We start from the raw sequence: 15133 nt of genomic DNA on the forward strand, positions 1-15133 counted from the left end.
CTAAAAAATGGGCTTGACTGAAAGGAAAGCTTATTTTAGGCTTGATTTTGCGGAGTTGGGTGAATGGAACGCTTCGCTTAGTAATTGGTGATTAGTAAATCGTAATTAGTTATTACTGGGCTTGAAAAACGTATGGATAGTGAAATGAGCCTAACGGAGTAAATCGTTGCGCAAAAATGATTGTGGCAATACTGCTACTTCAACAAGGGCAAAAAACGACATGAGATACTCTCTGCTTCGGACAGGTAAAGGAAGGGGCTATTTTACATAATATGATTATAGTGGGCTTGTCCCCGAAGCCCGCTAGGCGACTATAATGCCATGTTATGTAACTTAGCTTTGGTAGGGCGGCTGGGTTCGAGTTGTGAGTTTTGAGTGATGAGTTTTGAGTTTTTTTGCTTTTGTTGGCAGATGAGTTTGATTGTAAAAAGTAAAATGCCGTGATTGGGTATAAAAAAAGCCCCAAATAGTTTATCACTTTTTGGGGCATATCCGTTGAGTTTATTTTGTGATAAGCAAACTGGAAATTAACCGCAGTTGCTTTTTTGTTGTTGCCTTATACACTTAACTTTGCAAATAGGCGTTTATATTTTACTGACTATCAATTAATGGTTGATGTAGTATTTTGGATTTGGTAACCTTATAATTTACTCCAAATCCTTTATGATTTCCCTAAAACTACCTAAAGCAGACTCAATATTATCTACAATTTCTTGTGCTAAAATATCGGGTTCAGGTAGATTATCTAAATCCGTTAAGGATTGATCTTTTATCCAGAAGATATCCAATGATGTTTTATCTCTTGCGATGATTTCATCGTAGGTATATTTTCTCCAACGACCATCAGGATTTTCTTCTGACCACGTTTCCTTACGGTTGTAAATATTTGCTGAATTATAGCATTTAACGAAGTCTTGTAAATCGGCTTCAGTTAATGGCTTTTTCTTTAAGGTATGATGTACATTCGTGCGGTAATCGTAAATCCATACTTCTTTGGTTTGTGCTTCCTTGGATGCGGCCTTATTGGTAAAGAATAACACATTCGCTTTTACACCATTGGCATAAAAAATACCTGTAGGTAAACGTAAAATGGTATGCAATTCTGTTGTTTCTAATAAACGTTTACGAATTTCTTCTCCTGCACCGCCTTCAAACAATACATTATCCGGTAAAACTACTGCTGCTTCCCCATTAATTTTTAGTAAGGTTTTGATGTGCTGCAAAAAGTTCAACTGCTTGTTAGATGTTTTTTCCCAGAAATCTTGACGGTTGTAGCTCATGTCATCACGTTCTACTTCACCATCTTCATTGGTTACCGTGTACGAACTTTTCTTCCCGAAAGGTGGATTAGCTAATACATAATCATAGGTATTAGAATCTGATGATATTAAGGCATCAGAAGATTTAATTAATGGTTCACCATCAATTTCACCGATACCATGTAAATACAAATTCATTAAACACATACGACGCGTACTTGCCACGATTTCGTTTCCGTGGAAAGTTGCATCTTTTAAGAATTTCTTTTGGTCGCGGTCTAGAGATTGTTTACTTAAGTAATCATAACCTGCTAAAAAGAAACCACCCGAACCACAAGCAGGGTCGATGATTGTTTTCATTGGCTTAGGTTGTACACATTGGACCATCACATTAATTAAAGCACGTGGTGTAAAATATTGACCTGCGCCTGATTTGGTATCTTCGGCGTTTTTTTCCAATAAGCCTTCATAGATCTTCCCTTTAATATCCGATCCCATAGAAGACCAATCTTCTTGGTCAATTAAATTAAGAATACGCAATAACTTGGCAGGATCTTGAATCTTGTTTTGACTCTTTGCATAGATTTGTCCTAACATGCCTTTTTCTGAAGAAAGCGTACGTAATAATTGCGTGTAGAAACTTTCTAATTCGGCTCCGTTTTTACTACGTAAACTTTCCCAATCGCATAAATCACCATTTGGAATTTCGTTCCCGTCGATGTCTTTGATATGGGGTAATTGTATGTTTTTGCTGTATGGTGGTTTGTTTAATTCATCAACCATCTTAAGGAACAATAAATAGGTAATTTGTTCCAAGTAATCTCCGTAACCTACACCGTCATCACGCATCACGTTGGCAAGGTTCCATATTTTTGATATAATTGCTGACTCTGTCATCTTTAACTTTTATATTCTGGAATTAAATTTTCATTTTTTAAATTGAATATTAAATCCATTATTAATTTATTTAATTGCTCTAAATTTTCTTTTAATGATTTATTCATTTCATAATTATAGCAATTTGAATTTCTATATTTTATAAAATAACCTTCTTTCCATTCATTGTAAGAATTTGCAACTGCAAAATTTCTTAAATTTAACATTTCATCCTTTTTATAAAAAATATCAATTGCCCATTTCCCTTGTTTCTCATAGACTATATCAATACAAAGTCTATCTGTGTCTACAAATTTTGTAACGACCTCATTATTTTCTAACACAAGATCAGTATATGCAATTGAATCTCCAAAATTATTAAAACTAATGCTCTCGGTCTTTGAAATCTCTATAAAAATTTTTGTTACTAAATAAACATCCCATTGTGAAGGATTTATGTTATTTAATAATTTAATATCGAAAAAATTATCTGACCAAATGAATTGATTTGATTGTGTATGTTCTAAAACTGATATGAATTTTATGAAATAATATCTCCAATCTTGCTCGTCATTGAATAAAGCTAATCTATCTTTGTAAGCATCCTTCACAGATGTGTATTGCTTAGTTTCCCAATCCTTTATAATATCTAAAAATCCATCATTATTTACTACAGTATTTAGCCATGCCCTTGAATCGGGCATTAAAGCCCATTTTTCTTTACCTGCCGAATTTCCAGTATGAGTTGAATAATCAAAATAACTTAGAATATATTTTCTAAGCATTTTAGATCTTAAATCATGAAATAGAATTCCTAAAATGTTGATTACATTATTCGCTTTATCCTTTGGAAAATCAGAATCTAAATTAAAATAAATCAGCTTAAATAAAATATCTGTTCTACCTTCTAAAAACTTGTTTAATTTCTCATCAAAATATACTTCTTCGATTGGATGATTAATACTTTCTACAGGTGAATCTTTAATGTAATTTATTTTATTGATTTCATGTTCTTTTCTAGGAATCTGTAAATCATTTAAAATACCAACTACATCATACTTTTCACTTTTACTAATCCCCTCAAGAATTTGGTCTAAACGTACGGTAGGTTCATCTGCTACTTCTCTCGTATGAGAATAGTTTATTAAGAAATTACGGAATAAATATAATTCTTTATCATTTATCGTTTGAGCATTTAAATTCCCATTCAAATACCAAAACCATAAGGGTAAAACACGAATTCTTAAATTTAAAGTTTTTAAAGACTTGGTAAAGAAATCTTCAATAAAACGAGAAGGATTCTCAATTTCAATTAGTACTTTCTTTAACGCTGAAAATGCTTTTGATAAAAAAATAATATCAAGATTATCTATTTCATATGTCTTTAATTTCTCTGTTTGAAATTCTATCTCCCTATCAAAATTACCTTCTAAATATTGTTTTAATACACTTGCATAATAAAGAAATAATTCAAAACCTTGATCTGCATTTTCATTAGAGAATTTATATTCAAAGAAAAAATCTTGCCACTCTTCCCATAAGGCCCCTGCTTCTTTTTTATCCTCTTTCGAACATTTTTCAATTAAATTCGCTCTCAACTTTTCCTGATGTGATAAATGGTATCCACGACTGTTCATATAAAGGTACAAACGCTCTCCCTGTGCACTAAGCTGTGTATCGAAATAATTGAACTCTACATAATTTTCTACAAAATCAATTAAATCAACTAATTGATCATTCGAAAAAGCAACTAATTGCTTCTCTAAAAAATCAAAATTATTTCTCAAATTCTGAACCGTAATATCGTTGGTATATTCGATTTCAAAGAAGTCTTTATTTTGCTTATAGTCTTTTCCTTTTAATGTATCTTCAATAAAAAGACGCATGAATTCGTAAGCTGATTCACGCACTTTATAATCTACCTTAGGAAACTTATTATCATAATATAGTTTACTAAATGCATCTTTTTTTTCTGCCTTAGTATACAGTACCAATAACAACAAATAAAAGGTTGTGATACGTTGTTGCCCGTCAATTAAAAAAAATTGACCCGGTAACTGCTTATCGTGGTACGCATAAATGAACCCCATTTTTTGTTTAAACTGTAGTGTAGTGTAGACCTGTTGCAAATGTTGAAGGATAGTATTGTTCGTTAAATTATTCCCATTTACATTAACCGACAAATCAGCCTTCGTTTTTTTATTCCAACGTTTCATTAAGGATTCCCAAACTCTATTTACTTGTTCTTCTTCCCAAACATAATCACGCTGTAATTCTGGAATTACTAACTGATCTATTTCATTGTGTGTTAGCAAATCTTTTAAACTGTATCTACCTGTTTTCATTTACAAATTCAATTAAAGCATTATATGTATTTTTTATCCATATTGCATTAGCTTCTATATCTTCTTTTTCCCAAAACGTTAGATTTTTAGAAAAAGTTAAACGTTCATCCGAAAGATTATGTAATAATTTTGCAACTGCGTTTACAGTATGTGTAGGTACAAAAGACCCCATACTCATTAGACCTAATAATAATTCTCTTTTTTTGGGAAAAATATAGTTTTTTAACGTGCTATTATTTCCTCCTTCTAATAAAGCTAAATTACCTAACTGATGTTCAGAAACATCATGTGAAACGATCGTTTTAATCTCTTCATCTGTTAATAAAATATTATGCTTAATCTTTTGGTTTAATTCTGGTAAATCACTTGATTTTTCAATAAACCATTCTTTATACTTGCTTACATCTTCTTCTGTCGCATCTGGGTTTTGTGGGTATATATGTTCAATACTCCACTTGTTGTTGCGATAGGTATGAAAATCAAAACGATTCGACCAATCAATTACATGGATATCAAAACCTTTACTATCTTTTATTTTTACTAACGGGAATACATTTAGCGCTAAAAATATTTTATCTAATTTAGATTTATCTTTTGGGACATTATAAACTAAATCTTGGATCTTTTTATTTTTAATAAAAAGCTGGTTATAAAGATGTTGATATAATTTTTCTTTTAAATCTGAAACACCTAACGATAATATGTTATCTATGTTTCCACCAGTACAAGTAAAAAAGCCCAATAAATTATACAATTCATTGTTCTTGAACCAGTTTCTTAATCGTTTACTAGTAAGGTAAATTTTATCTAATTGAATGTTTGCTTCTTCAAAATTTTGTAACCCTTCATTGTATAAATTAAATAGTTTATAAGTGTCGCTTTGCTCTTTTGCAATAGACAAATTATCATAAAATTTATTAATCTTATCTAAGCGTTCATCATTACACTCTTTTACAATAGGTTTCAACGCATTTAATAAAGGATTTAACCCTAAAAAACCTTCCTTACTATTAACTAATTTATAATTATAAAAAAACAATTGATTTTGTTGTTCTGAACGAAGCCAATTATCCATGTCATCCCAATTACGAGCTATTCTATTTCTCTTTTCTTGAATATGAATAAAATTATCGTCATCATTATCCTTTCTCGTTGATTTAGTAAACAATAATCCTTTGATTAGATAGAGGTTGTTTAATTCTACTTTATTATCATTAAGATTAGAAAATATTTCTTCAGCTGCTGTTGTATCATCTTCTAAATTGATAATTATTTTTACTTTTTGACGGTAATAATTATAAAAAGCTTCTGCTTCCACCTTATCTAGTAATTCTAAAAAATTAAGAATACATTTTTTTGCGTGGTATAAATAAAAGATGTCTTGTTTTTTCTTTAAAATCACATTTCCTTCATCATTTTCTTCGTCCATCAATATGATTTCCTCAAAAATTCGACGATTGTTGTAACGTTCGTATTGAACAATATCTTTCGTTATATTATAAAAACCGAATGCTTTTTCAAAACAATAGAATAAAATACTAATTGTGGTAAGCCTTTGCTGTCCATCAATTACTTCAAGTAAATCCTTACATTCATCGTTACGTTTGATCGTGATGTATTGTAGGTAATATTCTTCTTGATTATCAATGAATGCTTCGTACACGTCTGTTAAGAACAACGGAACTTGGTCATGTGCAGCATTCGATTTCCACTTATACCCTCTTTGGTATGCTCCAATGTAGTAATTAGTAGCTGATAAAGTTTCTAATAACCCATCGGATACAAATAACTCTTCCAGGTTATAAATAAATTCTTTCATAATAGTTTAATTAATAGTCATGTAGTATCCTATTATAATTTTACTTACTGCATCAAACGCTACTTATTTAGTGCATCAAATTTATTTTTTAGTGCATCACTTACACTGTAGGTTCTGTATTTATCCGATCCTTGTAATTTCAATAAATTAACTGCATTGAGTAAGGTTAAATCTCGCTGAATCGTTGCCCTAGAACTGTTTAGTGTTGCTACTAGCGATTTTAAAGTTAAACTCTCGTTTGCATACAGAAGGTTCATAATATTAATTAATCTGTTTCTTACTGCATCACTTACTGCATCGCTTACTGCATCATTTAGTATCTCACGTACTGCATCATTTACCGCATCACTTACTTGATCTGAAATACTAGGAATAAAAACATCTTGTTTAAGGTCCGGTCCAAAGAAGCTTAATATTACCTCATTCTTTGTATTGGTCCATTTGGGTTCCTTTAGTCCAAGCTCTTTACATTCTTCCAAAATTTTCATTGTACCACGGCCTAGTTTATCGATATACCCAATTAAGAAAATAATATGTGCAATGTCTGGATTGGTAGGAAAAGACCGATGATTTTTCTTTAAATCACTTACTTTTAATTCGTCCGGAAGCTGACCACTATTCGCAATCACAAAGGAGTCGGGATAAACAGATATGGTTAAATGACTATTGAAACGAGAATAATCGCGATGAATTAAAGCATTAATAATACCTTCTTGTAATGCTTTATTGGGATATTTAAAATCTATTCTTCGCCATTCGTTTTCAGCGAATGTACTGCGCGTTCCCATATTCATTACATAGTTTTCTAATCGCTCACGGATTTCGAACAAATTTCCTTCAATTATATCGTCGCGTAATAGACCTTTATCTGTTTTGTTCTTTTGGTATTCTGTTAATCGAACCCTTGTTTGTGGGAAATACTTACTTGCATTTTTAGCAAATAGTATGACACAAGCGTTTGTAAAAGAGCCGTTATTAAATAAACCGTAATGATTTAGAAATTCTAAATAATTTTCCCCTTGGTAACTGCTACGTCCATTTTCTTGTGATAGCTTCATTACAATTCTGATTAGATCGAAATCCAAATCATCTTCATCTACACCAAAAGAAACTTGGCGTTCCCAATGCAATTCTGCTTTTTGCCTATTTTTAATTAATGCTGCAATATCTTCTGTAGATGCTTTAACTGTTTTACTTCCTTTTCTGATGTAAATGGTATCATTGCATACGTAAGGCTGTTTGGTTCCTTCAGATACTTTTAGTATAAATACCGCTTTATCTTCAATTTCTTCTTTGATGATTTCTATGGGCGCTTCTGGTGTAATAGCATTGGTTAATTTCGATCGTAAATCATTGATCGAAATCGTCGGGTCGATTCCCTTAATGTTTAGCTGATCATTCACCCCAACAATTAAATTTCCGCCTTTATGATTCAAAAAACTAGATAATATGATGGCTAAACGATCGACTTTAATCGCTTCTAAGAACTCAACCGTTTCCGATGCTCCTTGTTGAATTAGCTTTTGTAATTTGTTATTCTTCATCTTATAAAGCTTTTAAATCAGTTTCAAATCGGATATAATTAGAAAATAAAGTATTTACAAATGGTGCCCCATCTAATTCATATTTATAAAACTGATGTGCCCATAAACGATATCCATCTTGATTACCATTACCAATAGCATCATTATACATATCAATTACTTTTAGAGAATCTAAAACCATTGTTCTTTTAGGTAATTCAAAATCGGTTCTATTCCCTTGATTAAACATAAAATCTTTTAGCAATATACGAGTGTAAGGAACGTATGAATGTACTAAAAAACCTCTTGGTTTATTCATTGCAATAGCATGTAAAAATTCTTTATGCGTTATTCCTGAACCGTAAGAGTTAAATATCACTCCAAAGAAAAAATCGCAATCTTCAACCGCTTTAAGACAATTTTCCTCATTTGATTTACCAGGAGCAGCATATACGGTTCCCATATGTGAACAAATAACTTCATAACCATATCCTTTTAATTGGTTATATATTGCCTCTATAACATGTTCATTATGATACACCGTAGAAGACAGCATTATTTTTATTGGTGGTTGTTTAGCCATATTGGTGACTATTACTTTTTCTTTGTTTTCTTACTTGATTTATTCGCTTCTTTCTCGTCCTTTATCTTTTCTAAAAGCACTGAAGCCGGATCGTAATCGCGTTCTTGCTGGCAAGCTTTTATTTCCGCTTCGCTTAGTAAACGACCTTCAAAGGCTTTCTTTAAAATAGATTGGCGTAAAGCTTCTGCTTGGCTAAGGCTGTCTTTTATTTGCTGCTCTACGGCATCACAAACCGATAAACGAGACTCGATTTCTTTGACGATTTGGGCTTGTTCTTCGAGTGAAGGGACTGGAATTTCTGTTGATTTTATAGCATTCATTCCCACATTACCTTGTCCTGTGTTACCTGTTTCAGCACTAAAGAAGTCATTTTTAAAATAGTCAGTAAACGAATAGTATAAAAAATATTTAGGTATGATTTTTTGTTTATTGAATCGTAGAGCTGCTAATCTTTGATTTAATAATAAATTATCAGTTTTGACTAAAGCCGTATAACCATAATCTCTTTTATTTCTAGTACCTGTTAATGAAATAACACAATCATCAACTTGTAGTAAATATTTCTCAGTTTTTTCACTAATAGAATCAACAAACACAGGAGATGAATCCAAACGTATATTGTCAGGTCTAATATTTCCAATTCTAATTACCTGGTATTTGCCAATTTCTTTAAATTCAGTACTTTTAAATGCAAAACCACCAATTGCGATTGATAATTCATCTAATTTAGATTTCGTCAATTCCCCCTCAAAAGCTTTTTTCAAAACGGCTTGGCGGTAGATTTTGAGTTGGTCTTGTGCTTTTTTTAGGTCGGCAATCCCCGCATCCAAACTCGAAAACAAGGCTTCTATCTTTTTGACGATGGCACGTTGTTCGGGAAGTGGTGGGAGTGAAATTATTAATTGTTTTAAAGAACGTTGATTAATTGAAGATTGATTTACAGATCTTTGAGCAATCTGCAAAAAGCCTCCCCTATATTTTGTAAACTTCAAATAATATAAAATATAAGAACTATTTAAAATTGAAAATGGTCTTAGTAATAATAAATTAATTCCATGTATCAATTTTCTGACATCTCTAAAAATTGCAGTCTTTCCAAGATGAGAATCCGAGTTAATATGACTAAATAATATATCTCCATTTTTCAATAGATATTTATTGTGTAAATTATCATCATAATCTATTGCATATTTAACTCTGCCCCAATCTATAGTTTCATTCCAAATAGTTTCAATTCTAGAAACAGGAATTCCATTTTTATCATCTGTTTGTTTAATTGAAGAACCATTTGTTATCAATTCAAATACATCATCAAAAGTACATTCTACCCAATCTGCTCTCATTATGCTGCTAAAGCTTCATTTAATTCATTAATAATTATTTGCATATCGTCGCCAAAGAGTTGGTACATTTTACCACGTCCGCCGTGTACATCAAAAGGATTGTAGTCCAAATCGTCTAATTCCAGATGATAGGAATTCACAATATGATCCTTAATCATACGAAGCCAATCCATTTGCTCGGACGTAAAACGGTTGTGTTGTCCGGCATTTTGCGCAAATATCCATTGCTTAAAATTGTCGTCTACCGTTTTATCAAAGGCTTTGAGTTCAGTATCAATCCCACACACGGCACGTATCAAAGATACCAAAGCTATTAATTCATCTTTTGGCGCATCGCTGTTGGTTTTACCCAAACTTTTGTAGGCATCCCAAATATGCAATGGCGCAAATATCGGCTTTTCTAGGCGTATCTTCTCCATTAAATCCTTCATCATTTTGAAGGTAATTTCTCTTCTACGATAAGGCTGATCGAAGAAAATAGATAAGGCGGTGATTTCGTTTTTGTTAGCTAGTAAGTATTCCTCAAAATCCTGTACCAATTCTTGGGCTTTATCGATGGTGGTCGTATCCCATTCGGATTTTAACACCGTATCTATGTTGATATGATCGATAATTTGCTCGTGTTGTTTACGCACATTGTCGATGTATTCGTTCAGTTCGCCATTGAAACTCAAAGAAGCTTGACGAATTAAATTTTCTTGCGCTTCCTCTCGAGCTTTTTCCTGTAACAAAGGTGTTCTATCTTCTATAGGTGTTTGCTGAATGATGTGTTGCGCTGCCGCTTCTATCGCATCGGGATCAAAAGCCGTAATCAATTCTTTGGTGATTTGTTTTAAGGTTTTCCCACCTGAAAGTTCTTCAATTTTAGCAGCTTCCTTTTGGGTAATTTGTTTATCCAAACGAATCAGCCTATTGGCTAAGGAAAGAAATACATCTTCTTCCGCCACGCCCATGGTAACAGCTCCCAATAATTCTTTTAACGCCACTGTTGGTTTACGCTCTAATGGTCGGCTATCGGTTTTCTTGGATTTGGTAGCTCCTACCGCATCTATGATGACAAAATGATTTTTAACGCGCGCTTGCTTACTCACCAGTTGCAATTTGTCGGCATTGATGGTACGTGTACCACGTCCTTTCATCTGCTCAAAGTAATTGATGCTTTTGACATCGCGCATAAAGAGCAAAACTTCTAAGGGTTTGACATCTGTACCCGTTGCAATCATATCTACCGTAACGGCAATACGTGGGTAGTAATCGTTTCTGAAACGATTCAGCACGGACTTTGGGTCTTCGTCTATTTTATAGGTTACTTTTTTACAAAACTCGTTGCCTTCACCAAATTCTTCACGAACGATATTGATGATATCATCGGCATGCGAATCTGTTTTGGCAAAAATCAAGGTTTTAGGCACTTCGTATTCGGTACGATCAGCATTCCAACGATCTGGATAAATCACTTGTTCCAATGCACGTTTGAATTCTTTGATGATGGTACGAATCTGCGATAAATTCACCACTGCTTTGTCTAAGTCGTTGCGTTTATACTCCGTATCTTCATCTTCTTGTTGCCAACGTTTGGCACGAGAGAGTTTATCCCGACGGTCTACAAACCACCCCGATTCAATCAATCCGCCTTTTTGCGAAATTTCCGTTTCGATGGTATATACTTCATACGGTACATTCACGCCATCCAAAACCGATTCTTCATAAGTATATTGACTTACCACATTTTCGTTGAAGAAACCAAAGGTGCGTTTGTCTGGTGTAGCGGTAAGTCCTATTAAGAACGCATCAAAATAATCCAATACCTGTTTCCATAGATTATAAATCGAACGGTGACATTCATCGATGATTATGAAATCAAACTGCTCAATCGGTACTTGTGCATTGTATTCTACAGGAATTGCCTTTTTCTCGGCTAACTTTTGTTGTAACCAAGATGATTGCTCGTTGGGGTTTTCTATATCCGCATTCTCGTCCATTTCTTCGCCTCGCAGAATAGAATACATACGTTGAATGGTAGAAATACACACCTGACTGTCCGAAGCGATATAGCTTGAACTCAATCGCTGCACGTTATATAGTTCGGTAAACTTACGGTTGTCATCATTAGGTTGAAAAGCCATAAACTCTTGTTCAGCTTGTTCGCCTAAGTTTTTGGTATCTACTAAGAAAAGTATGCGTTTTGCTTTGGCAAACTTCAACAATCGGTAAACAAACGTTGCAGCCGTAAAAGTTTTTCCTGCACCTGTAGCCATTTGAATTAATGCTTTAGGTTTGGCTTGTTTGAAGGACTTTTCTAAATTATTAATAGCTGTAATCTGCGCTGGACGTAACCCCGTTTCATCTAAAACAGGAATATCGTGCAAACGACCACGTAATGATTTATCTTTTTTCGACCATTCCAACAAGGTTTCTGGTTGATGAAAATGAAATACCTCGCGAGAACGCGCATTAGGGTCACGATAATCGGTGAAACGTGTAATTGTTCCGGTACTTTCATACACAAAAGGAATTGCCTCAGCCGATTTGAAAAACTTTAATTGTGCCTCAGCATAGCCCTTAGATTGTTCTTCTGCAACAGTTAGTCTGTGACCTTCATTTTCCTTCTTCGCTTCAATAATACCTATTGGCTTTTGATTGACAATAAGTACATAATCAGCAGGACCTACAGAGGTAGTGTATTCACGAACTGCAATGCCCTTTGAAGCATTGAAGTTTATTTTATCTTTAGACTGAACCGCCCATCCTGCTTGACGCAGCATTTCATCAATACGATCACGAGCAATTTGTTCTGGGTTTTGGTTTACTGTCATTTAACAAAGTGTTGTTATTACAATTGGTTAATTGTTGTTAAAATTAACAAATTAAATGGCAAAAGCAATTAAAAAAGTAACCTAAGTAACCAAATTTCGGCAAAAACATTTTTTTGTTTTTTGAGTTTCTGAAAAAACTGTTTCAAACGAAGATATTAATGCAATAAGGAGAACCAATGGTTCTCCTTTTCTTTGATTTTAGCTTATGTTACTAGTTTTTGTTTTGAGTGATTTTACAATTTTTTCTTTTGGTCAAATTTGGTTACTTTCCTTACTCGGTGTTATTCGGTGTATATTTGAGTATTACAATGAAATTTTAACGTTTTTTGAGTGCTAAAAAAGTAAGGAAAAGTAAGGGGATTTTTGCACCTAGTATTGAGATTTGAGATGTTAGAAATTAGACTTTTTTTGTTATTTATCATTTTAATTCTTTGTTCATTTTCTGTACTTGATCGTATTCTAATTCTTTGACTGCATATACATACGAACCATTTTTAGAAATCCTCATAAAACCATGTTTCTTTAAAGCTTTACCTAATTGGTTTACTGTTCCGCTATTGATATTGATGTTACTGAAAAAAGCCAATCGTGTGGCTATTTGTGTCGTATTAAGAAAGGCATTGGCTGTTTCTTTATCTGCTTTCTCGAACCACGTGAGTAGCAATTCTTCTTCTGGGGATTTTATTTGGTATTGCTCATTATTTTGGTTGATGTTTTTAATTTCTTCGTTGTTAAACCAATACCTGAATCCTTCATCAATTAGATGTAATGCTTGTTTATAGCAATTATCTAAATTTACGTTGTGATGGTATTCGATGTGTTCAACTTCAAAACATAGGAAACGACGAGAACCCGTAGTATCATTTAAAAATTGGGCTGTATTTACCGAACCTGCAAATGATGCTCTACGTGGTAAGGTTTCATTATTATGTCCGTATGCTTTTCTCATTCTGATATGGGATTTGGTTATGATTTCTTTTAAAGAACCGATTTCTGTTTTATTTAGGTTTTCTAATTCGTCTAAGTTGATTAACATACATTCTGCCAAATGGATTAAGGTGTCTTTGTTGTTTGGATTAATCGTACCTGAAAACAAATAATCCTTTAATGGTTTTGGTACTAACTTTTCCATCCAGGTTGTTTTTCCAATTCCTTGTTTCCCACTGAATACAATTACTGTTTGATTGACAACTTTTTCGTTTGTTACACAAGCTACCATTGCTACAAACCATTTTTTGAAACACTCTAACCATAATTCTTGGTTGGTTGTTGTGATGGTATTTGCTAATTCGGTGATGTAATCGACTTCTTGATTTATCTCTGGCAACGTCGAAAAATAATCTTTGAATGGATCAAATTGTTCCACATAATCCGATAGCAATAAATAGCGTAAACCTTGAATGCTGCATTTCACTTTTGCTTTTAGAACTTCTCTTAATATGGAGTTTTCTACAAAATCTGTTATAGGCTTATACATTTGGTTACGAACCTTCTTATATTCCAACTTTCCTGTTACAATGTTATACCTAAAGTTGTACCTTTTATTTAGGAACATTTCCAGTCGTTCTATGGCAGCAGGTTTTTCTTCGTCATCATCGATTTCTTCCTCGTTTGTTGAACTACTTTTCGGATTTGTCTTTTCCTTTGTTTTCGGTGTTTTATACTCCTTATCAGTACCAAATTCGTGTGTATTGTTGTACGCACTTTTTACTGCATTCATTACTTCGATTTCGTTGTAGTTGTAATCGGATAAAATGAAGCCTAATGCTTCTGCATACCTGATTCCTTTTCGGTTTAGGTTACACGCTAATTGATGTACAAAGTTATTTCTGTTTCCTTCAACGTAATCCATTTTCTGTTTTGTGAATCGGACGCAATGTTCAATGAGCGTATTCGTATCTGGTGTAAATGGGGTTTGATACGTTTCTGTAAAACTATTCTGTGTATGGTTTCGATGTGTTTCATTTAAGCTATGATTATTATTTATTTGGTGAGATCCTGAAACAAGTTCAGGATAACAATAAAAAATTTCAGCGTTTGGGTTGAAATAGATTTCTGGATCAAAGGAGTAAAAACATAAACGTGTAATGTCTTTTCCGGATTTATCGATTTCTATTTCTAACTCTTTTTCGTAAAATTCTTTGATAATGTTGTACGTGTTTTTGTGTTCGTCTTGATTGGTTGAAACCTTGATGAATAGCTTTAATCCGTTGTTTGATGGACTGATAAATGCCATAAATGTTGTACTTAATTCAATGGCTTTTTGTTTGATTTCTGCTAACTTATTTTTCTCTACTTTATCAATATCCAGTACAATTATTTGATTGTAATTTTGGAGGTAGTCTAATTTTCTACCTCCTTTGAATGTTGCACTTGGTGTAAAAGCTAGTAATGATTTCTTTGCTTTTTCGTATGGTTCCATTTTTCCTTGTTCTAAGGATTTTCTTAAATACAAAATTTGACTTTTGTATGTTCCTTCTTTGATTTCTGTTACGATTTGCTCAATTGGAACAGTGTTGATGACTTCGTTGAAGTTTTGGAATAAGGTGAATTTCATATTTTGTTGTAT

At 33.1% G+C, this 15133-nt stretch carries 8 protein-coding genes; all 8 read right to left on the reverse strand.

What is annotated here, in order from left to right; all coding sequences use genetic code 11:
• Positions 1-647: 647 nt before the first annotated feature.
• Positions 648-2156 (reverse strand): class I SAM-dependent DNA methyltransferase, encoded by a 1509-nt coding sequence (locus N5E64_RS14390; RefSeq protein ID WP_280038077.1) that lies wholly within the window; start codon positions 2154-2156, stop codon positions 648-650.
• A gap of 2 nt (positions 2157-2158) precedes the next feature.
• Positions 2159-4480 (reverse strand): DUF262 domain-containing protein, encoded by a 2322-nt coding sequence (locus N5E64_RS14395; protein WP_280038079.1) that lies wholly within the window; start codon positions 4478-4480, stop codon positions 2159-2161.
• Positions 4467-6299, reverse strand: coding sequence for a DUF262 domain-containing protein (locus tag N5E64_RS14400; protein ID WP_280038081.1), 1833 nt, complete (start codon positions 6297-6299; stop codon positions 4467-4469). Before N5E64_RS14400 ends, N5E64_RS14395 begins: the two co-directional genes overlap by 14 nt.
• A gap of 59 nt (positions 6300-6358) precedes the next feature.
• On the reverse strand, positions 6359-7843 hold the full coding sequence (locus tag N5E64_RS14405) for an RNA-binding domain-containing protein (RefSeq protein ID WP_280038083.1): 1485 nt from the start codon (positions 7841-7843) through the stop codon (positions 6359-6361).
• A 1-nt stretch (position 7844) separates the two neighbouring features.
• Positions 7845-8378 (reverse strand): DUF4062 domain-containing protein, encoded by a 534-nt coding sequence (locus N5E64_RS14410; RefSeq protein WP_280038084.1) that lies wholly within the window; start codon positions 8376-8378, stop codon positions 7845-7847.
• Between the two features lie 38 nt (positions 8379-8416).
• Positions 8417-9748 carry a restriction endonuclease subunit S gene (locus tag N5E64_RS14415; protein ID WP_280038085.1) on the reverse strand — a complete coding sequence of 444 codons (1332 nt, stop codon included), beginning with the start codon at positions 9746-9748 and terminating at the stop codon, positions 8417-8419.
• On the reverse strand, positions 9748-12564 hold the full coding sequence (locus N5E64_RS14420) for a DEAD/DEAH box helicase family protein (protein ID WP_280038086.1): 2817 nt from the start codon (positions 12562-12564) through the stop codon (positions 9748-9750). The genes N5E64_RS14415 and N5E64_RS14420 overlap by 1 nt, the downstream gene beginning before the upstream one ends.
• A gap of 418 nt (positions 12565-12982) precedes the next feature.
• A partial coding sequence (locus tag N5E64_RS14425) for a VapE domain-containing protein (RefSeq protein ID WP_347881236.1) occupies positions 12983-15133 on the reverse strand: 2151 nt, incomplete at its 5' end.

It is taken from the genome of Empedobacter sp. GD03739 (genome assembly GCF_029843245.1).
In the GTDB taxonomy this organism is placed as follows: Bacteria; Bacteroidota; Bacteroidia; order Flavobacteriales; family Weeksellaceae; genus Empedobacter; species Empedobacter falsenii_B.